The sequence below is a fragment of the Escherichia sp. WS338 genome (genome assembly GCF_046486405.1).
Classification (GTDB): domain Bacteria; phylum Pseudomonadota; class Gammaproteobacteria; order Enterobacterales; family Enterobacteriaceae; genus Escherichia; species Escherichia coli.
In genome coordinates, this window is record NZ_JBJQLL010000003.1 from 76,276 (window position 1) to 97,187 (window position 20,912).

Annotated in this window: 19 protein-coding genes and 1 other RNA gene; 10 read left to right on the plus strand and 10 right to left on the minus strand. The window is 51.1% G+C overall.

Annotated elements, in window-relative coordinates:
* Positions 1-3 precede the first annotated feature (3 nt).
* Positions 4-1,704 (minus strand): SgrR family transcriptional regulator, encoded by a 1,701-nt coding sequence (locus ACJHWT_RS03110; protein WP_001238218.1) that lies wholly within the window; start codon positions 1,702-1,704, stop codon positions 4-6.
* Between the two features lie 99 nt (positions 1,705-1,803).
* Here ACJHWT_RS03110 and cof point away from each other — a divergent pair, with 99 nt between their 5' ends.
* The 6 genes from cof to amtB all read left to right on the plus strand — a co-directional run bounded on the left by cof (position 1,804) and on the right by amtB (position 8,644).
* A complete protein-coding gene (cof, locus tag ACJHWT_RS03115; protein ID WP_000113027.1) occupies positions 1,804-2,622 on the plus strand; it encodes an HMP-PP phosphatase in 819 nt (272 codons plus the stop codon).
* Between the two features lie 152 nt (positions 2,623-2,774).
* Positions 2,775-3,233 carry a DNA-binding transcriptional regulator DecR gene (gene decR / locus ACJHWT_RS03120; RefSeq protein ID WP_000884589.1) on the plus strand — a complete coding sequence of 153 codons (459 nt, stop codon included), beginning with the start codon at positions 2,775-2,777 and terminating at the stop codon, positions 3,231-3,233.
* Between the two features lie 29 nt (positions 3,234-3,262).
* Entirely contained in the window at positions 3,263-5,035 is a 1,773-nt protein-coding gene (locus ACJHWT_RS03125; protein WP_001235643.1) for a SmdA family multidrug ABC transporter permease/ATP-binding protein, read from the plus strand.
* Complete coding sequence (locus tag ACJHWT_RS03130) at positions 5,028-6,809, plus strand: SmdB family multidrug efflux ABC transporter permease/ATP-binding protein (protein WP_001256161.1); 1,782 nt, start codon at positions 5,028-5,030, stop codon at positions 6,807-6,809. Before ACJHWT_RS03125 ends, ACJHWT_RS03130 begins: the two co-directional genes overlap by 8 nt.
* A gap of 180 nt (positions 6,810-6,989) precedes the next feature.
* Complete coding sequence (gene glnK, locus ACJHWT_RS03135; RefSeq protein ID WP_000780338.1) at positions 6,990-7,328, plus strand: P-II family nitrogen regulator; 339 nt, start codon at positions 6,990-6,992, stop codon at positions 7,326-7,328.
* A gap of 29 nt (positions 7,329-7,357) precedes the next feature.
* Positions 7,358-8,644 (plus strand): ammonium transporter AmtB, encoded by a 1,287-nt coding sequence (amtB, locus tag ACJHWT_RS03140; protein ID WP_000685020.1) that lies wholly within the window; start codon positions 7,358-7,360, stop codon positions 8,642-8,644.
* A gap of 48 nt (positions 8,645-8,692) precedes the next feature.
* On the opposite strand, the gene tesB is transcribed toward amtB, so the two are convergent.
* A complete protein-coding gene (gene tesB, locus ACJHWT_RS03145) occupies positions 8,693-9,553 on the minus strand; it encodes an acyl-CoA thioesterase II (RefSeq protein ID WP_000075876.1) in 861 nt (286 codons plus the stop codon).
* 217 nt (positions 9,554-9,770) lie between these two features.
* On the opposite strand from tesB, the gene ACJHWT_RS03150 reads away from it, so the two are divergent.
* Positions 9,771-10,343: a YbaY family lipoprotein gene (locus ACJHWT_RS03150; protein WP_000779821.1), complete on the plus strand. Its 573-nt coding sequence runs from the start codon at positions 9,771-9,773 to the stop codon at positions 10,341-10,343.
* A 30-nt stretch (positions 10,344-10,373) separates the two neighbouring features.
* Here the strand turns inward: ACJHWT_RS03150 and ACJHWT_RS03155 are convergent, their stop codons facing one another.
* A complete protein-coding gene (locus ACJHWT_RS03155) occupies positions 10,374-10,685 on the minus strand; it encodes an MGMT family protein (protein WP_000409911.1) in 312 nt (103 codons plus the stop codon).
* 162 nt (positions 10,686-10,847) lie between these two features.
* Between ACJHWT_RS03155 and ffs the strand changes: the two genes are divergently transcribed.
* Positions 10,848-10,944, plus strand: an RNA gene (gene ffs / locus ACJHWT_RS03160) — signal recognition particle sRNA small type.
* A 119-nt stretch (positions 10,945-11,063) separates the two neighbouring features.
* Positions 11,064-11,417: a DUF1428 domain-containing protein gene (locus ACJHWT_RS03165; RefSeq protein ID WP_000878140.1), complete on the plus strand. Its 354-nt coding sequence runs from the start codon at positions 11,064-11,066 to the stop codon at positions 11,415-11,417.
* Positions 11,418-11,458: 41 nt separating this feature from the next.
* Here ACJHWT_RS03165 and pdeB read toward each other — a convergent pair whose 3' ends face one another.
* The 7 genes from pdeB to acrA form a co-directional block, all read right to left on the minus strand.
* Positions 11,459-13,009 carry a cyclic-guanylate-specific phosphodiesterase PdeB gene (pdeB, locus tag ACJHWT_RS03170; RefSeq protein WP_001317659.1) on the minus strand — a complete coding sequence of 517 codons (1,551 nt, stop codon included), beginning with the start codon at positions 13,007-13,009 and terminating at the stop codon, positions 11,459-11,461.
* Positions 13,010-13,172: 163 nt separating this feature from the next.
* Positions 13,173-13,643, minus strand: a complete 471-nt coding sequence (locus ACJHWT_RS03175) for a YlaC family protein (RefSeq protein WP_000136192.1) — start codon at positions 13,641-13,643, stop codon at positions 13,173-13,175.
* Positions 13,644-13,758: 115 nt separating this feature from the next.
* On the minus strand, positions 13,759-14,310 hold the full coding sequence (gene maa / locus ACJHWT_RS03180; protein WP_000102564.1) for a maltose O-acetyltransferase: 552 nt from the start codon (positions 14,308-14,310) through the stop codon (positions 13,759-13,761).
* Between the two features lie 171 nt (positions 14,311-14,481).
* Positions 14,482-14,700, minus strand: coding sequence for an HHA domain-containing protein (locus ACJHWT_RS03185; protein WP_001291435.1), 219 nt, complete (start codon positions 14,698-14,700; stop codon positions 14,482-14,484).
* Positions 14,701-14,725: 25 nt separating this feature from the next.
* Positions 14,726-15,100 (minus strand): Hha toxicity modulator TomB, encoded by a 375-nt coding sequence (gene tomB / locus ACJHWT_RS03190; protein WP_000344800.1) that lies wholly within the window; start codon positions 15,098-15,100, stop codon positions 14,726-14,728.
* A 545-nt stretch (positions 15,101-15,645) separates the two neighbouring features.
* Entirely contained in the window at positions 15,646-18,795 is a 3,150-nt protein-coding gene (acrB, locus tag ACJHWT_RS03195; RefSeq protein ID WP_001132469.1) for an efflux RND transporter permease AcrB, read from the minus strand.
* Between the two features lie 22 nt (positions 18,796-18,817).
* Positions 18,818-20,011, minus strand: coding sequence for a multidrug efflux RND transporter periplasmic adaptor subunit AcrA (acrA, locus tag ACJHWT_RS03200; protein WP_001295833.1), 1,194 nt, complete (start codon positions 20,009-20,011; stop codon positions 18,818-18,820).
* 141 nt (positions 20,012-20,152) lie between these two features.
* Between acrA and acrR the strand changes: the two genes are divergently transcribed.
* Entirely contained in the window at positions 20,153-20,800 is a 648-nt protein-coding gene (gene acrR / locus ACJHWT_RS03205) for a multidrug efflux transporter transcriptional repressor AcrR (RefSeq protein WP_000101738.1), read from the plus strand.
* Positions 20,801-20,912: the final 112 nt, after the last annotated feature.

The window sequence follows — 20,912 nt, forward strand, 5'->3', positions numbered from 1 at the left end:
TATTCATTGCGACGGCGCGGGAAGCCAGGCTTCGGTAAATTCAAACCAGCCGCGCGGTGTCAGTCGCACACCGTTCACGCCGGGAGGGGCGCTAATGCGATAGTGATAGTTGAACAGCGGCGTCAGCGTCGCATCTGCCATTAACTGGCTAAAAACCGCTTTCAGGGCATTAAATCGGTTTTCCTCATCAGGCATTACTTGCACCGCGTCCAGTGTCGATTGCAAATGTGCATATGCTGGAGCGTCGAAAACATGTGGCCACAGTGGATCGCAACGCAGCCATTGCTCCAGGGTATATTCCGGTGCTTCGCCAATTAATCTGTCGCCCATCATGAGGTCTGCGTGTGCCAGTAGGGTCGTATCGTCCCAGTTTTTTGCGTTATGAAAAATAATTGTAAGTTCACAACCTTCCGCTGCCAGTGTCGCCTGTAGGCGTTCTGCCATGGTATGAAGTTCTATCGGTAGGTGATAAACCAGCGTCAAGGTTTTCGGTAGTTTAACTTCATCCGGTACCTGCCATTGTGGAATAGTCCAGCCTGGCAGTAATGCATGACTGGCGGTGATCAGGTTTTCTCCGACTTCTAACGTTTGTAATAAACCGGATTGATGAATAATGGAGATCACTTTTCGCGCCTGCCAGAGGGAGAGTCGGGGACTTTTGCGCAACGTTAAATAGCAAAAACCTAAACTGATGCCACTACTGACCTGGCTGACCCGTTGCAGCTCCTCCGGTTTGCCGATGGTGATTTGCACGGGATGCCGACAACTGGTTCCCAAATTTTTTTCGAAAAGTGGCGGAGTTATCCAGTACTCAACCGCTTTAAGCAGCGGATGACGTAAATGGTAATAATCATGGCTCTCCAGGCGCACCAGTTCCGCTGTGAATTGTGTTAAGCGAAAAGGACCTGTGCCGATCAGTGGGAATTGCGGATGCGCCAGATGGCTGCAATAGCTCGCCAGCCGGTGCGCAAGCCAGTAATCGGGGCGATGTAAAAAGAAGGTCAGACACTGCGGATGGGTGACTTCAATACGCTTCACGCTAATAAATAATTGATCCAGTGCTGGCAGTTGTAACAGCATCAATAATCGCTGGTGTAAGTGTGAGGCTTTTACTGTATCGCCGTTATGCCAGTGTAGGGTTGAACGAAGATAAAAGTCCCAGCGTAACCCGTCAGCAGAGGTTTCCCAGTGATGCGCTAAATCGCCAATCGGGCGCTGGGTATTATTATCGAAGCGGGTCAGGCCGGAAAATATCTGTCCGGCGAGATGCTGCTCGGCACGGCCGGGCAAAAAGCCCGGTTGTAGCGGTTCGAGCGGGCGATAGTAGGGAATACGTAACGTGGGCGTATCGTTTTGCCATTGTCCGCCCATAAACGGCTGTAACAGAGTGCGCAGCTCACCTGGGGCCAGTTGCGCCAGCTCCAGCACATCTTGCTGCTTTCCGGTTTCCAGTGCCTGTTCCATCATCGCATTGCGTAGCGATTCTGGCGTGACCAGAAAGCGTAGTTGCCCGCGCTTTCCGCGTCCTGACTGCGCCTGCCACTCCAGCCATCCCGCCTCCTGTGCCTGACGCAACAGCGTACGAACATGGCGTTCGCTGCAAAAACAGCGTTCGGCCAGTTCGCTGACGGTGACGGTTTGCGGCTTTCCGGCGGAAGGTTGCCACAGACGTTGATACTGGTTAAGACGGTTGAGCAGTCGCATATAAACCCGGAACAATATTATTTAACTATTCACTATTACTTCCGTATATATCAGGTGATACTCAATCACCATTAACCGTGTCACAGAGTGGAGAAAGAAATGGCTCGTCTGGCAGCATTTGATATGGATGGCACTTTATTGATGCCTGACCATCATTTAGGTGAGAAAACCCTCTCTACTTTGGCGCGGCTGCGTGAACGCGACATTACCCTCACTTTTGCCACGGGGCGTCATGCGCTGGAGATGCAGCATATTCTCGGGGCGCTATCGCTGGATGCATATTTGATTACTGGCAACGGAACGCGCGTACATTCTCTGGAAGGTGAACTTTTACATCGTGATGATTTACCTGCGGATGTCGCGGAGCTGGTGCTGTATCAGCAATGGGATACCCGAGCAAGCATGCATATCTTCAATGACGATGGTTGGTTTACCGGGAAAGAGATCCCTGCGTTGTTGCAGGCATTTGTCTATAGCGGTTTTCGTTATCAGATAATCGATGTCAAAAAAATGCCACTCGGCAGCGTCACCAAGATCTGCTTCTGTGGCGATCACGACGATCTTACACGCTTGCAGATCCAGCTATACGAAGCATTAGGTGAGCGTGCACATTTATGTTTTTCCGCCACGGATTGCCTCGAAGTGCTGCCGGTGGGCTGCAATAAAGGCGCTGCATTGACGGTGCTGACCCAACATTTAGGTTTATCGTTACGCGATTGCATGGCCTTTGGTGATGCGATGAACGATCGCGAAATGTTAGGCAGTGTCGGTAGCGGATTTATTATGGGCAATGCGATGCCGCAACTGCGCGCGGAGCTCCCGCATTTACCGGTGATTGGACATTGCCGAAATCAGGCTGTCTCTCACTATTTGACGCACTGGCTGGACTATCCACATCTACCTTATTCCCCCGAATAACGAGATCCCTTCCAGCACCGGGCAATTGCCCGGTTTTTTTTGCGTTGAATTTGTCATTTTGTGCCGTGGTGTTTAAACCGCACAGAATAAATTGTCGCGATTTCACCTTTAAAATAGAATTAAAAGAGAAAAAAATTCTCTGTGGAAGGGCTATGTTAGATAAAATTGACCGTAAGCTGCTGGCCTTACTACAGCAGGATTGCACCCTCTCTTTGCAGGCACTGGCTGAAGCCGTTAATCTGACAACCACCCCGTGCTGGAAGCGTCTGAAACGGCTGGAGGACGACGGTATTCTTATCGGCAAAGTCGCCCTGCTGGATCCGGAAAAAATAGGCCTCGGCCTGACCGCCTTTGTGCTGATAAAAACGCAACATCACAGCAGCGAATGGTATTGCCGCTTTGTCACGGTGGTTACCGAAATGCCAGAAGTGCTGGGGTTCTGGCGCATGGCCGGTGAATACGATTATCTGATGCGCGTCCAGGTTGCCGACATGAAACGCTACGACGAGTTTTATAAGCGTCTGGTAAACAGCGTGCCGGGGCTGTCGGACGTCACTTCCAGCTTCGCGATGGAACAGATTAAATACACCACTTCTTTACCCATCGAATAAATATCCAGAATCAGGTCAGGACACAACGCGTGCGATTATTTGCTCAATTAAGCTGGTATTTCCGTCGGGAATGGCGTCGCTATCTCGGGGCTGTCGCCTTGCTTGTCATTATCGCGATGCTGCAACTGGTTCCGCCAAAAGTGGTTGGTATTGTTGTTGATGGCGTGACAGAACAACACTTTACTACCGGGCAGATCCTGATGTGGATCGCCACCATGGTGCTGATTGCCGTTGTGGTTTATCTCCTGCGTTACGTCTGGCGCGTATTGCTGTTTGGTGCGTCTTATCAACTGGCTGTTGAACTGCGTGAAGATTATTACCGTCAGCTAAGCCGGCAGCATCCTGAGTTTTACCTGCGTCATCGCACGGGTGACCTCATGGCTCGTGCGACCAATGACGTCGATCGCGTCGTGTTTGCCGCCGGAGAAGGGGTGCTGACGCTGGTGGATTCACTGGTAATGGGCTGCGCTGTGTTGATTATGATGTCTACGCAAATTAGCTGGCAGTTGACCTTATTTGCCCTGTTGCCGATGCCAGTGATGGCGATCATGATTAAGCGCAACGGCGATGCCTTGCATGAACGCTTTAAGCTGGCGCAGGCGGCGTTTTCCAGTCTTAATGACCGCACCCAGGAAAGCCTCACCAGTATCCGCATGATCAAAGCTTTTGGTCTGGAAGATCGCCAGTCGGCGTTATTTGCCGAGGATGCCGAAGATACCGGCAAAAAAAACATGCGGGTGGCGCGTATTGATGCTCGTTTCGACCCGACCATCTATATCGCGATTGGTATGGCGAACTTGCTGGCGATTGGCGGCGGTAGTTGGATGGTGGTGCAGGGCAGTTTAACGCTGGGCCAGCTCACCAGTTTTATGATGTATTTAGGTCTGATGATTTGGCCAATGCTGGCGCTGGCATGGATGTTTAACATAGTGGAACGTGGTAGTGCTGCGTACAGCCGCATTCGCGCGATGCTGGCGGAAGCGCCGGTGGTGAACGATGGTAGCGAACCCGTGCCGGAAGGTCGTGGCGAACTGGATGTAAATATTCGCCAGTTCACGTATCCGCAGACTGACCATCCTGCGCTGGAAAACGTCAATTTCGCCCTGAAACCCGGTCAGATGGTAGGTATTTGCGGGCCGACTGGTTCCGGCAAAAGTACCCTGTTGTCGCTCATTCAGCGTCATTTCGACGTCAGCGAGGGGGATATCCGCTTTCATGATATTCCTCTGACGAAGTTACAACTCGATAGCTGGCGTAGCCGCCTGGCGGTAGTTAGCCAGACACCGTTCCTTTTTTCCGACACCGTAGCGAACAACATCGCGTTGGGTTGCCCGAATGCCACCCAGCAAGAGATTGAGCATGTCGCGCGGTTAGCCAGCGTGCATGACGATATTTTGCGTTTACCGCAAGGTTACAATACAGAAGTGGGCGAGCGCGGCGTGATGCTTTCCGGTGGGCAAAAACAGCGTATCTCCATTGCTCGTGCGTTATTAGTCAACGCGGAAATCCTCATCCTTGATGATGCGCTTTCGGCAGTAGACGGACGCACAGAGCACCAGATCCTGCATAACCTGCGTCAGTGGGGGCAGGGAAGAACGGTAATCATCAGCGCCCATCGCCTTTCTGCACTGACGGAAGCCAGTGAAATTATTGTGATGCAGCACGGACATATCGCTCAGCGTGGCAATCATGATGAGCTGGCGCAACAAAGCGGCTGGTATCGCGATATGTATCGCTATCAACAACTGGAGGCGGCGCTCGACGACGCTCCGGAAATTCGCGAGGAGGCCATCGATGCGTAGTTTTAGCCAACTGTGGCCGACTCTCAAGCGTCTGTTAGCGTACGGTTCGCCGTGGCGTAAACCGCTGGGGATTGCGGTCATAATGATGTGGGTTGCGGCAGCGGCAGAAGTCAGTGGGCCGCTGCTTATCAGCTATTTTATCGACAATATGGTAGCGAAAAATAACCTGCCGTTGAAAGTGGTTGCAGGGCTGGCTGCGGCGTATGTTGGGCTGCAACTGTTTGCCGCCGGGCTACATTACGCGCAGTCGCTGCTGTTTAATCGGGCGGCAGTAGGCGTAGTGCAACAGTTGCGTACCGACGTGATGGATGCTGCGTTACGCCAGCCATTAAGCGAGTTTGATACCCAACCCGTCGGGCAGGTGATTTCCCGCGTCACTAATGACACTGAAGTGATCCGCGACCTCTACGTTACCGTAGTGGCAACTGTCCTGCGTAGCGCCGCACTGGTGGGCGCGATGCTGGTGGCGATGTTCAGCCTCGACTGGCGAATGGCGCTGGTGGCGATAATGATTTTCCCGGTGGTGCTGGTGGTAATGGTGATATATCAGCGTTACAGCACGCCGATTGTCCGTCGTGTGCGCGCTTATCTGGCAGATATCAACGACGGCTTTAACGAAATTATCAATGGCATGAGCGTTATCCAGCAGTTCCGTCAGCAGGCGCGATTTGGCGAACGTATGGGTGAGGCCAGTCGTTCACACTATATGGCGAGGATGCAAACCCTGCGCCTCGACGGTTTTCTGCTGCGTCCGCTGCTGAGTCTGTTTTCATCGCTCATTCTTTGTGGCTTGTTGATGCTGTTTGGCTTCTCCGCCAGCGGCACCATTGAAGTGGGCGTGTTGTATGCGTTCATCAGTTATTTGGGGCGACTTAACGAACCCTTAATCGAACTGACCACGCAGCAGGCGATGCTGCAACAGGCTGTTGTTGCTGGTGAGCGCGTTTTTGAGCTGATGGACGGACCGCGCCAGCAATATGGCAATGATGATCGCCCGTTGCAGAGCGGCACCATCGACGTCGATAACGTGTCATTTGCTTATCGCGATGACAATCTGGTGCTAAAGAACATTAATCTCTCTGTGCCTTCGCGCAACTTTGTGGCGCTGGTCGGGCATACCGGCAGTGGCAAAAGCACCCTCGCCAGTTTATTGATGGGCTATTACCCGCTAACGGAAGGTGAGATTCGCCTTGATGGTCGTCCATTAAGTACGCTAAGTCACAGCGCGCTGCGCCAGGGCGTGGCAATGGTGCAGCAAGATCCGGTGGTGCTGGCGGATACCTTCCTCGCCAACGTGACGCTGGGACGTGATATCTCTGAAGAACGCGTCTGGCAGGCGCTGGAAATCGTGCAGCTGGCGGAGCTGGCGCGTAGCATGAGTGATGGTATTTACACGCCGCTTGGCGAGCAGGGGAATAATCTCTCAGTCGGGCAAAAGCAACTGCTGGCACTGGCGCGCGTGCTGGTGGAGACGCCGCAAATCCTGATCCTTGATGAGGCAACCGCCAGCATTGACTCCGGGACTGAACAGGCGATTCAACATGCTCTGGCGGCGGTGCGTGAACATACTACGCTTGTGGTGATTGCTCACCGCTTATCGACTATTGTTGATGCCAACACCATTCTGGTGCTTCATCGTGGGCAAGCCGTGGAGCAGGGCACTCACCAGCAACTGCTGGCGGCCCAGGGACGATACTGGCAGATGTATCAACTGCAACTTGCGGGCGAAGAGCTGGCAGCCAGCGTGCGTGAAGAGGAATCATTGAGCGCCTGAATAGCGCAATATTTCATCGTTGGTGCAAAAATGTAACGCACTGTGCACTGTCATAGTGCGTTTTCATTTTCAATCTTCTTAACTTCCTGCTCTCTTTCTCGTTTTTCATTTTTGGCACACCGCTTGCAATACCTTCTTCGTGTAGCAGAACCATTACCGAATTCTGACCGGAGGGGATCTATGAAGCTGGTGACCGTGATTATCAAACCATTCAAACTTGAAGACGTTCGTGAAGCGTTATCTTCCATTGGTATTCAGGGCCTGACCGTCACCGAAGTGAAAGGTTTCGGGCGTCAGAAAGGACATGCCGAGCTGTACCGGGGGGCGGAATACAGCGTCAATTTCCTGCCAAAAGTAAAAATTGATGTGGCGATTGCTGATGACCAACTCGATGAAGTGATCGATATCGTCAGTAAGGCGGCTTACACCGGAAAAATTGGCGACGGCAAAATCTTCGTCGCTGAATTGCAACGCGTCATTCGTATTCGTACCGGCGAAGCCGACGAAGCGGCGCTGTAATCTCTGGCACACAGCAACAGGAACGAAAAATGAAGATAGCGACGATAAAAACTGGGCTTGCTTCACTGGCGATGCTGCCGGGACTGGTAATGGCTGCACCTGCGGTGGCCGATAAAGCCGACAATGCGTTTATGATGATTTGTACTGCGCTGGTGCTGTTTATGACTATTCCGGGGATTGCCCTGTTTTACGGTGGGTTGATTCGCGGCAAAAACGTGCTGTCGATGCTGACGCAGGTGACGGTGACGTTTGCACTGGTCTGTATTCTCTGGGTGGTTTACGGTTACTCGCTGGCGTTTGGTGAGGGAAACAACTTCTTCGGCAACATTAACGGGTTGATGCTGAAAAACATCGAACTGACGGCGGTGATGGGCAGCATTTATCAGTATATCCACGTAGCGTTTCAGGGATCGTTTGCCTGCATTACCGTAGGCTTGATAGTTGGAGCACTGGCGGAACGAATCCGCTTCTCAGCTGTGTTGATTTTCGTGGTGGTATGGCTGACGCTCTCCTACATTCCGATTGCGCATATGGTCTGGGGCGGCGGTTTGCTGGCTTCTCACGGTGCACTGGATTTCGCGGGTGGCACGGTGGTGCACATTAACGCCGCAATCGCCGGTCTGGTGGGCGCGTATCTGATAGGCAAACGCGTGGGCTTCGGCAAAGAGGCGTTTAAACCGCACAACCTGCCGATGGTCTTCACCGGGACTGCCATTCTCTATATCGGTTGGTTTGGCTTTAACGCCGGGTCAGCGGGCACGGCGAATGAAATCGCAGCACTGGCATTTGTGAATACTGTGGTCGCAACGGCGGCGGCAATTCTTGGCTGGATCTTCGGTGAATGGGCGCTGCGTGGTAAGCCTTCACTGCTGGGAGCGTGTTCAGGCGCGATTGCCGGTCTGGTCGGCGTGACGCCAGCGTGTGGCTACATTGGTGTTGGCGGCGCGTTGATTATCGGCGTGGTAGCTGGTCTGGCGGGCTTGTGGGGCGTTACCATGCTCAAACGCTTGTTGCGGGTGGATGATCCCTGCGATGTCTTCGGTGTGCACGGCGTTTGTGGCATTGTCGGCTGTATCATGACCGGGATTTTTGCTGCCAGCTCGCTGGGCGGCGTGGGCTTCGCTGAAGGTGTGACGATGGGCCATCAGTTGCTGGTACAGCTGGAAAGCATCGCCATTACGATCGTCTGGTCCGGTGTGGTGGCATTTATTGGCTACAAACTGGCGGATCTGACGGTTGGTCTGCGTGTGCCGGAAGAACAAGAGCGAGAAGGGCTGGACGTCAACAGCCACGGCGAGAATGCCTATAACGCGTAACAAGCACTGCAAAAAACAGCCGGACGGTTTTCACCTCCGGCTATTTTTTTAATTATGATTACGCATTACCCCTTCCTGAACGGTCGAGGCAACCAGCACGCCGTCCTGAGTATAAAACTCACCGCGCACAAAGCCGCGTGCGCTGGACGCCGAGGTGCTCTCCACGCTATACAGCAGCCATTCATTCAAATTAAACGGGCGATGGAACCACATGGAATGGTCGATGGTCGCTATCTGAATTCCCGGTTCGAGAAAACCGATGCCGTGCGGCTGTAGAGCTACCGGCAGGAAGTTAAGATCAGAAGCGTAACCGAGCAGATACTGATGAACGCGCAGATCATCCGGCACGCTACCATTTGCGCGGATCCACACCTGACGATGCGGTTCTGCGACGTGACCTTTCAATGGGTTATGAAATTCCACCGGACGGACTTCCAGCGGACGATCGCAGATGAATTTATCTTTCAGCACTGGCGGCAGCAGGTGCGCCAGCGATTGGGCGATTTGTGTTTCCGAAGGCAGGCCATCAGGCGCTGGCGCGGACGGCATTGTTTTTTGATGTTCGAAACCCGCTTCTGGTGCCTGGAAAGAGGCCGTCATATAAAAAATCGGTTTGCCGTTTTGAATAGCAGCAACCCGGCGGGCGCTGAAGCTGTTACCGTCACGCAGCGTTTCGACATCATAAATAATCGGCTTCTTACTATCGCCTGGGCGAAGAAAGTAGCTGTGAAACGAATGTACCAGCCGCTCTTCAGGGACGGTCTCTTTTGCAGCATACAAGGCCTGACCCACGACCTGGCCGCCAAACACCTGGCGTAAACCTAAATCTTCACTCTGGCCGCGAAAGAGTCCTTCCTCAATTTTTTCCAGATTTAACAATGTCAGTAAATTTTTTAGCGCCTGACTCATATAACTCTCCAGTAACAAAGCTGCCGCAGCAAGCCAAAGTGAGTTGAGTATAACGCAAATTTGCCACTGGTCCGATGGGTGCAATGGTCTGAATTACGGGCTAATTACAGGCAGAAATGCGTGATGTGTGCCACACTTGTTGACGTTACTATTTTGTTAACCACTCTTCCGGCGAGGAAAGTTAGCCCGCTGGTGCATTGATAATAAGGAGAAGTGAATGAAACTCGTGCACATGGCCAGTGGTTTAGCGGTTGCGATTGCGTTGGCGGCTTGCGCAGATAAAAGCGCGGATATTCAGACGCCAGCACCGGCTGCAAATACGTCTATTTCAGCAACACAACAACCTGCTATCCAGCAACCGAATGTCTCCGGTACCGTCTGGATCCGTCAGAAAGTCGCACTGCCGCCTGATGCTGTGCTGACCGTGACACTTTCTGACGCGTCGTTAGCCGATGCGCCGTCAAAAGTGCTGGCGCAGAAAGCGGTGCGTACCGAAGGTAAACAGTCACCATTCAACTTTGTTCTGCCATTTAACCCGGCAGATGTTCAGCCGAACGCGCGTATTCTATTGAGTGCGGCGATTACCGTGAATGACAAACTGGTATTTATTACCGATACCGTTCAGCCGGTGATCAACCAGGGCGGAACTAAAGCCGACCTGACATTGGTGCCGGTGCAGCAAACCGCCGTGCCGGTTCAGGCCAGCGGTGGCGCAACGGCTACCGTACCTTCGACTTCACCAACTCAGGTGAATCCGTCTTCGGCAGTTCCAGCTCCTACGCAATATTAAGCGCAGTTAACCCTCTCCGCCCGGAGAGGGTTAGTAGTTCCAGCGATAACGCTGCAAGTCGATTTGCCCGCTTCCCGATACCATCACACCTTCTGCCAGTAATGCCTGTCGTTGACGCTGTAAATCCGGTCCGGTTAGCGAAATTGTGCCGTGGCGATTAACCACCCGGTGCCAGGGCAAGGTGCTGCCTTCAGGGAGACGCTTTAACACACCGCCCACCTGGCGCGCGGCGCGCGGCGATCCCGCCAGTTTCGCCACATCACCGTAAGTGGTGACATAGCCTTCGGGAATAGCGGCGACGATTTGCCAGACGCGTTGGGGAAATGAATCTTCTTTTTCCATCTTTTCTTCCTGAGGTAATTTTTCAGCATAATCTGGAAAAACGCCCGAGTGAAGCCGCATTGCGCAAGAAACCAGCATCTGGCACGCAATGGGTTGCAATTAGCCGGGGCAGCAGTGATAATGCGCCTGCGCGTTGGTTCTCAACGCTCTCAATGGGGGCTCTGTTGGTTCTCCCGCAACGCTACTCTGTTTACCAGGTCAGGTCCGGAAGGAAGCAGCCAAGGCAGATGACGCGTGTGCCGGGATGTAGCTGGCAGGGCCCCCACCCATTTCTGCCTCCCACCGTTTCGTCAAAAAATCCCAACATGGCTAAACTTTAACCACAACTGACGTCGCAAGAATTGTCTGGCTGCGCAGTACGCTTCGGAGGTATGTCTGATGAAGTATGTTGATGGTTTTGTTGTTGCCGTTCCTGCCGATAAAAAGGATGCCTATCGGGAAATGGCCGCTAAGGCCGCGCCATTATTTAAAGAGTTCGGTGCGCTTCGTATTGTCGAATGCTGGGCCAGCGATGTACCGGATGGTAAAGTGACCGATTTTCGTATGGCGGTGAAAGCGGAAGAGAATGAAGAGGTTGTCTTTAGCTGGATTGAATACCCTTCAAAAGAGGTCCGCGACGCTGCTAATCAAAAGATGATGTCGGACCCACGGATGAAAGAGTTCGGCGAGTCCATGCCGTTTGACGGCAAGCGAATGATCTATGGTGGATTCGAATCAATCATCGACGAGTAGGTAGCGTGACGGGCTGTGCGGCGTGCCGTCAGCCCTAAAATTCACAAATGTTGCTCGGCCCAGCGTAAGAAATCCTCTTTCGGTAATGCCTTGCTGTAGAGCCAGCCCTGACCGTAGTGCACGCCATGCTGGCGTAACCACTCTTCTTGTTTACTGGTTTCGATTCCCTCCGCTACCATTTTCAGTTTCAGTGTTTTTGCCATTTCGATGATATGCGGCGTGACATTTTTATATTCCAGCGCATCAACGAAAGATTTATCGATCTTCAGAATGTCGACATCCAGATCCTGTAAATAACTTAAACTTGAATACCCCGTACCAAAATCATCGAGATAAATTTCATGGCCCGCCTCCCGGTAGCGAGAAATTATCGGGGCGCTGGTTTTCGGATCGGCAAACTCGCGTTCAGTGAGTTCAAGCGCGATCTGTCTGGGATTAACCTGATAGTGATTGATCATTTCACGCAGCAATTGCGGGATTTTTTCCGAGGTGAGCACGGTGGATTCAAGATTGATCGAAATATGCTGCTGCGGATGCTGACGCAGCCAGTCGCCCATATCTTCGAAGACGCTTCTTATGATCAGTAGCGTCAACGGCTCAGAAAGGCCCGTTTGCTGTGCCAGCGGAATAAAACTATCTGGTGACAACCAACTACCGTCTGTCTGCGGCCAGCGCGCCAGTGCCTCAGCACCGACAATTTTGCCATTGGCTAAGGAGACAATCGGCTGATAGTGCACGCAAATATCACGATTTTCGATAGCATCCTGCAGCCGATGATGCGGTGACTGGATACGGCGCAAAATACGCAGCACAAACATCGCTGCCAGCAGGCCAATCACCAACCCGAGCGGTAACCAAATAAAGACTTGCCGATGCCAGCCTTTCTGCAACATTTTCGTTGAAGACCAGGTGATGATCGAAATATTCATTTCCGGGAAGGGCAGGATATCGTAAATGATTCCATTATTTTCGATATGCTCACCGGGTGTTTTTTGTAGTCTGGTAATAATTCCCTGAGCAATTTCATCGCTGCTGGTTATCACAACGTTATGGGCATTGCCAATAATGGCGGCATCAATTTGCCATGAGCTATAGGGAATGACATCAATAAAGGAAGCGGGGTCGATCATGACGACATAATGTGCCGTTCCCATGGCAACCATGTAACGGATAATGCCTAAATCGTTATGCGATGTTAACCAGACACGATAACCATCTTTCGAAATTTTACCTGGCTCGGGGAAGGTATCGGGCGGGCTTTCATGCTCCAGAGACGAACACTGGGGAACGTTGTTATCGATATAAACCACTTCCTGAATATAGCGATAACTGTAAGATACCCGACGCATTTCCATGAGATGGGCTTCGCTACAGGCAGCGCCTTGCCATCTTTCCAGCTCTTGCAGCGCATCTTTCCCTTGTGTCGCCACCTTATTGGCCCGAATAGCGACGCGGGAGGAATACGTATTCAGCTCTTCAATAAATGATGTTTCTACCTGCTGATGGGCCAGCCAGATGCTTAAGCCGACAGGCAGCAATACTGAAAGAATCAGTACTCCCGAAATAAGGCCGACCAGATGTCGTGTTCTCACCAGCATATCCTTATTAACACAGTGTAGGGAAAGTATATCTGATTGTGGAAAAAGGCTGGCAGGAGATAAGGAGGTAGAGCCGGGATTTCATGAAGGGATGGGTGGAAACGAACGTTGTCATTTGACCAGGCGCAGAGCTTTACGCCTGGTATGTAACCCTAACTTAAGATGTTGATTCGGCGCGAGCGAGGGTAAAAATATCGTAAAAAGACAGTTCACCTTTACGGACGATCATTTTTTGCAGTTGTTCTTTATGAACATCCGCGACACGCGGAGAGTTCAAGATGGCTTCAACCAGCGCGGCAGGTACAAAGCGCGTGTTGTACCATTCGCCGTTATAGCAAACGCGGAAATCCAGCACGTCGATATCTTCATAGCGGTAGCGTGGGTAGACATCGAAAAAGAAGAAACCATTAAGCAGGATAAATAATACCACCAGCAGCCAGACAGAGCCTGAAAGCGTTTCGGACTGCAACATCACCGCCAGGGTGGCAAAAAAAGCAACGTACATACCGATAAACAGCCCCGGATGTTTACGGATAAAACTGATACTAAAGCGGGGTTTGTTGTCGCGTTTTTCGCGGGTATTCAGAGACTCAATCGTTTCGGTCAGCAGGCGTTGTATTTCGGTCATCGTTTGCCTTCGTGGTATCTGCAACTTTCCAGGGAACACCCTATTTTAACGTGGGAATAGTAGAGGGAAAGTAACAGATTTACCACAATTTTGCATAACAGTTGCGAAAAATCGATTACAATTTTTTAATTATTCTGGCTGGATTACCGCCCACGACAACGTTGTCCGGGACATCTTTTGTGACAACTGCACCTGAGGCTACCACGACGTTATCACCAATGGTCACACCAGGGTTAATGACCGCGCGTCCGCCAATCCAGACGTTATTACCGATGGTGACGGGTTTCCCCAGCTCAGCACCGCTATTACGTGCTACAGGGTCGATGGGATGTGTTGCCGTGTAGATATGAACGCCTGGTGCCAACATACAGTTATCACCGATGCGAATAGGGCAGACATCAAGCATCACGCAATCGAAGTTGGCGAAAAAATTATTGCCGAGAAAAATGTTATAGCCATAATCACAGCGAAACGTTGGCTCAATATAAGCCTCTGTCACCTGACCGAATAAATCAGCGAGAATTTGCTGGCGTAATGTGTGCTCTTCCGCCAGGGAATGATTGTATCGGTGAATAAGCTGACGAGCGCGCAGGCGATCGCGAGATAACGTCTCATCTGCTGAGCGATACAACTCACCAGCAATCATCTTTTCTTTTTCTGTGCTCATTACTGACCTCCGGTTGCTGAAAATGCGGCAACACAGTAAGACGAAAAGTCAGTGAAGAGAACGTTCCCATTACATCTGTGTGATAAAGATCACATAGGGTATGTCTTCATGGCGAAAAAGTATAAAATTCTTAATAAACAGCCGGTTATAGCTCCGAAAGCGAATTATTTATTAGCGAATAAATTTCCATACTGAGGAAGGGATCTTGTCGTACAGTTTATTCATGGTCAATTCGGCGAGGCGGTGATCTGCGGCTGAGTAAAATACCGCCAGTTCATTATCTGATAATTCGTATTTATTTTTCTCGATAACACGCTCCAGCGTGTCAATTGTCTGGCAACGACGTAAACGCATTAAATAATCGGTTTTTGTTAAAGGTTTTTCGGACATACTTCTACCCATGGTTGTAATAATTCTAACAAGATAAACTCGCAGGATTCTCTTTCGTCGCATTGACAAAACAACGGAATAGTCGATTACCTGACTTCCGCCATTTCTGAAGATCCTGCATATTAATACCATAACTGCTGAACAACATAAAGGTGTCATCCAGATATTCGTCGATCTGCTCAATGAGCTTATTGTCTTCATTATACTTAATTTTGTAATTAAGTGCGAAGGTCGCAATATGCTCAATCAGTTCATTCAACTGGAGGTTGATCGCCGAGGTTGGGTCGTTAACCCAGCCATGATTGCTTTCTTCAAGGTTTGCAAGACAGTCATGATACAGGGTTTCACAGAGAAACTTAAGCTGCGCGATATCATGTCTTTTGGGTGAGTATTCATCCATAACGCGTCCCCTTCTTAGCGGTTGAACTAACGGACACCTTTCGGGATGGAAAAAACTTACTGACCTGGACTTGCCCTCTCGTTTGTTAGCTTAACTATAAGCCACTCTTTGCAGGTTTTCATCGCATTATTACGAAAAATTACAATTAGGAAGGAAGCGGGACAGGACTCACTTTTTCATACTAGCACTAACCCGCAGCAGGTAAAAGCAGTTTGCTCGAACTGTTCATAACATTTCAGGATTATCGCCAGATGAAATTGGTAACACTAATACCAGGATTGCTCTGAATATGACGTAATAACCGAGGAATGAATAAAGAATTACCGCAAATAATTAAGAATAGCCTCTAAATGATTATGGATTATTAAATCTATTAGCGCTACTTAATATAAATTAACTAACAATCAGTATTTTTTATGAATTTTATACGTGTTTAATACTGGTTTTCGTATGAGATCCTGAGTTGGTGGTTCAATGACTCCTTAATGTTCGTCGGTTATGCATAAAAAAGGCCGCTTGCGCGGCCTTAGTGATTACACGTTGTATCAATGATGATCGACAGTATGGCTGTGCTCGATATCTTCATTCTTGCGGCTAAAGCGGCGGCGAACCACCACAAAGAATACCGGAACGAAGAAGATTGCCAGTACCGTTGCGGTCACCATCCCGCCCATTACACCGGTACCTACTGCGTTCTGCGCGCCGGAACCAGCACCAGTACTGATAACCAGCGGCATAACGCCGAGGATAAACGCCAGCGAGGTCATCAGGATCGGACGTAAACGCATCCGCACCGCATCAAGCGTCGCTTCAATCAGACCTTTACCTTCTTTATCCATCAAGTCTTTGGCGAATTCGACGATAAGTATCGCGTTCTTCGCCGACAACCCAATGGTTGTGAGCAGGCCTACCTGGAAGTAAACGTCATTGGTCAGGCCACGGAAGGTGGCAGCCAGCAACGCACCGATAACCCCCAGCGGAACGACCAGCATAACGGAGAACGGAATCGACCAGCTTTCATACAGCGCCGCCAGACACAGGAACACGACAATCAACGAAATCGCGTACAGTGACGGTGCCTGGTTGCCGGAGAGACGTTCCTGATAGGACATCCCCGTCCAGTCATAGCCAACACCGGTAGGTAGTTTGCTCGCCAGTTGTTCCATCAGCTCCATTGCTTCACCGGTACTTTTACCCGGTGCCGCCTGGCCTAAGATTTCCATGGATGGCAGGCCGTTGTAACGTTCCAGACGCGGCGAACCGTACTCCCAACGAGAAGATGAGAACGCCGAGAATGGCACCATCTGACCATCAGCAGCACGAACATACCAGTCGCCGATATCATCCGGCAGCATACGGTATTTCGCTTCTGACATGACGTAAACTTTCTTCACACGACCGCGGTCGATAAAGTCGTTCACATAGCTACCGCCCCATGCAGCGCCCAGAGTGGTGTTAATGTCGTTGATAGAAACACCCAGCGCCTGCGCTTTTTCCTGGTCGATATCAATCTTAAACTGCGGGGTATCTTCCAGACCGTTTGGACGTACGCTGGTCAACATATCAGGGTGCTTCGCTGCTTCTGCAAGCAGCTGGTTACGCGCCTGAGTCAGTTTTTCGTGACCAAGGCCAGCCTGGTCAATCAGCTCAAAGTCAAAGCCGGTTGCGGTACCCAGTTCCACGATTGCGGGCAGGTTAAAGGCGAAAACCATCGCATCTTTGATTTGCGAGAAAGCACGTGTTGCACGCATGGTAATCGCTTCAACTTTGTTTTCTTCGCCCGGACGATCGGCCCAGTCCTTCAAGGAAACGAACGCAATACCGGTATTCTGACCACGTCCCGCAAAGCCGAAGCCGTTAACGGCGAACACCGACTCAACGTTGTTCTTTTCTTTGGTCAGATAGTAATGCGTTACCTCATTGAGCACTTTCTGCGTACGTTCCTGCGTTGCACCTGCTGGCAGCTGAACCATGGTCATAAATACGCCCTGGTCTTCATCTGGCAAGAAGGAGCTTGGCAGACGCACGAACAGATAGGCCATGCCGACCACGATGATCAGATACAGCACCAGGTAACGCCCTGTACTGCGCAGAATACCGCCTACGCTGTCGGTGTAGTGGTGCGTGCTCTTTTCGAACATGCGGTTAAACCAGCCGAAGAAGCCTTTTTTACCTTCCCCGTGATCGCCTTTGGCAATCGGTTTCAGCATGGTGGCACAAAGAGCCGGCGTCAGGATCAACGCCACCAGTACTGACAGCGCCATTGCTGAAACAATGGTAATAGAGAACTGACGATAAATAGCACCGGTAGAACCGCCAAAGAAGGCCATCGGTACGAATACCGCCGACAGTACCATCGCGATACCGACCAGAGCGCCCTGAATCTGCCCCATCGACTTACGGGTAGCTTCTTTTGGCGGCAAACCTTCTTCCGCCATAACACGCTCAACGTTTTCTACCACAACGATGGCGTCATCCACCAATAGGCCGATGGCGAGCACCATCCCGAACATTGTTAGCGTGTTTATCGAGAAGCCAAAGGCGGCAAGGACGGCAAAGGTCCCCAGCAATACCACCGGTACGGCAATGGTCGGAATCAACGTCGCGCGGAAGTTCTGCAGGAACAGATACATAACCAGGAACACGAGGATGATCGCTTCGACCAGCGTTTTAACCACTTCGTGAATAGAGATTTTCACGAACGGTGTGGTGTCATACGGGTAAACAATTTTCAGACCCGACGGGAAGAACGGTTCCATCTTCGCCAGTTCAGCACGGATTGCCGCAGCGGTATCCAGCGCGTTCGCACCGGTCGCCAGCTTGATCCCCAGACCGGAAGCCGGTTGGCCGTTAAACTCTGCGATGATGTCGTAGTTCTCACCACCCAGCTCAATTTTCGCCACATCACGCAGCAGCACGCGGGAACCATCCTGATTCACTTTCAGCAGGATTTTGCCGAACTCTTCAGTAGAGGTCAGACGCGTCTGAGCAATAATAGAGGCGTTAAGCTGTTGGCCTTTCACCGGCGGCGTACCACCGAGCTGACCCGCCGCAACCTGGGCGTTCTGCGCTTTGATGGCAGTAATGACATCAACCGGTGTTAGCTGGAATTTGTTTAGTTCATTCGGGTTCATCCAGATACGCATCGCGTACTGTGAACCGAACAACTGAACGTCACCCACGCCCGACGTACGGCTGATGGCATCTTTCATATTCGCCGCCACGTAGTCGGAGATATCCTCCTGCGTCATGGTGCCATCGGTGTTGATAACGCCGACAACCATCAGGAAGCTGCTGGATGATTTCTCAACGCTCACCCCTTGCTGCTGTACTTCTTGTGGCAGCAACGGCATCGCCAGCTGCAGTTTGTTCTGCACCTGAACCTGCGCGATATCCGCATCAGTACCAGACTCAAAGGTCAGGGTGATCTGCACGGTACCCGTGGAGTCACTGTTAGAGGACATGTACATCAGGTTATCGATACCGTTCATATTCTGTTCGATAACCTGTGTCACCGTGTCCTGCACTGTTTTCGCATCAGCGCCAGGGTAGGAGGCGGAGATCGTTACTGCCGGCGGTGCAATCGTAGGATATTGCGCCACCGGCAGTTTGAGGATCGCCAGCCCCCCTGCCAACATGATGATAATGGCGATCACCCACGCAAAAATCGGGCGATCGATAAAGAAATTAGGCATGTCTTAACGGCTCCTGTTTAAGTTAAGACTTGGACTGTTCAGGCTGAGCACCGCTTGCGGCTTGCTGGTTATTATCAGCGGTAACTTCTTGTGCTTTTACCTGGACACCAGGACGCACTTTCTGCAGCCCACTTATTACTACGCGATCGCCTGCTTTCAGACCTTCTGTCACCAGCCACTTATCGCCGATAGCCTGGCTTGCAACGATCGGACGGGTTTCCACTTTGTCATCCGCGCCAACCACCAGTACGGTGGCATCGCCACGCGGCGTACGGGTTACGCCCTGTTGCGGGACTAAAATAGCGTTTGGATTAAGCCCTTCTTCCAGACGTGCACGTACGAACATACCCGGCAGCAGAGTGTGATCCGGGTTCGGGAAGATAGCGCGTAGGGTGATAGACCCGGTGGTCTGATCAACGGTAACGTCAGAGAATTCCAGCGTACCGTCCTGCGGGAACTTAATGCCGTCACTGGTGATCAGCGACACTTTGGCTTTGCCGTTCTCTTGTTTCAGCGTGCCATTTGCCAGTTCCTGTTTCAGGCGCAGGAAGTCGTTGCTGGACTGGGTCACATCAACGTAGATCGGATCAAGTTGCTGCACGGTTGCCAGCGCAGTCGCCTGACCGTTCTGTACCAATGCGCCTTCTGTCACGTTCGACTTACCAATGCGACCGCTAATCGGAGAGGTAACTTTGGTGTAAGCCAGATTGATTCGCGCAGTTTCAACGGCAGCTTTCGCCGCAGTTACCGCAGCATTCGCCTGTTGCGCATCAGCCAGAGCCTGATCGTACTCTTGTTTACTGATGTACTGAGTACCGAGCAGTTTCTGATAACGATTCACCGTCAATTGCGCGATATTTGCTGCAGCCTGGGCTTTCGCCAGATCACCTTTCGCACTGTCGTATGCCGCCTGATAGGTCGCAGGATCAATCTGATAGAGAGAGACACCTGCTTCGATGTCGCTACCTTCTTTGAAATTACGCTTCAGGATAATCCCGCTAACTTGAGGACGAACTTCTGCGATCCGGTAGGCACTGGTGCGACCCGGAAGCTCGGTTGTGATCTGCAGAGGTTCAGTTTTGACTGTTACTACGCCAACGGCGGGCATCTGCTGGCCACCTTGTTGGGCCTGTTTGTCGTCACATCCTGTTAGGGCTAAGCTGCCTGAGAGCATCAGAACGACCGCCAGAGGCGTAAACCCTCTGTTTTTGTTCATATGTAAACCTCGAGTGTCCGATTTCAAATTGGTCAATGGTCAAAAGTTAATAAACCCATTGCTGCGTTTATATTATCGTCGTGCTATGGTACATACATTCACAAATGTATGTAAATCTAACGCCTGTAAATTCACGAACATATGGCACGAAAAACCAAACAAGAAGCGCAAGAAACGCGCCAACACATCCTCGATGTGGCTCTACGTCTTTTCTCACAGCAGGGGGTATCATCCACCTCGCTGGGCGAGATTGCAAAAGCAGCTGGCGTTACGCGCGGTGCAATCTACTGGCATTTTAAAGACAAGTCGGATTTGTTCAGTGAGATCTGGGAACTGTCAGAATCCAATATTGGTGAACTCGAGCTTGAGTATCAGGCAAAATTCCCTGGCGATCCACTCTCAGTATTAAGAGAGATATTAATTCATGTTCTTGAATCCACGGTGACAGAAGAACGGCGTCGATTATTGATGGAGATTATATTCCACAAATGCGAATTTGTCGGAGAAATGGCTGTTGTGCAACAGGCACAACGTAATCTCTGTCTGGAAAGTTATGACCGTATAGAACAAACGTTAAAACATTGTATTGAAGCGAAAATGTTGCCTGCGGATTTAATGACGCGTCGGGCAGCAATTATTATGCGCGGCTATATTTCCGGCCTGATGGAAAACTGGCTCTTTGCCCCGCAATCTTTTGATCTTAAAAAAGAAGCCCGCGATTACGTCGCCATCTTACTGGAGATGTATCTCCTGTGTCCCACGCTTCGTAACCCTTCCATTACCGAATAACCCTGAATCTGACTCCAGGATTTTTCCTGGACATTTTCGTCGTTGCTATTCTGGTTCACTGCGTCGTGATATTCTTGCGGTTTGACTTTTTCAGGTCGTTCTTCAGGTTCAG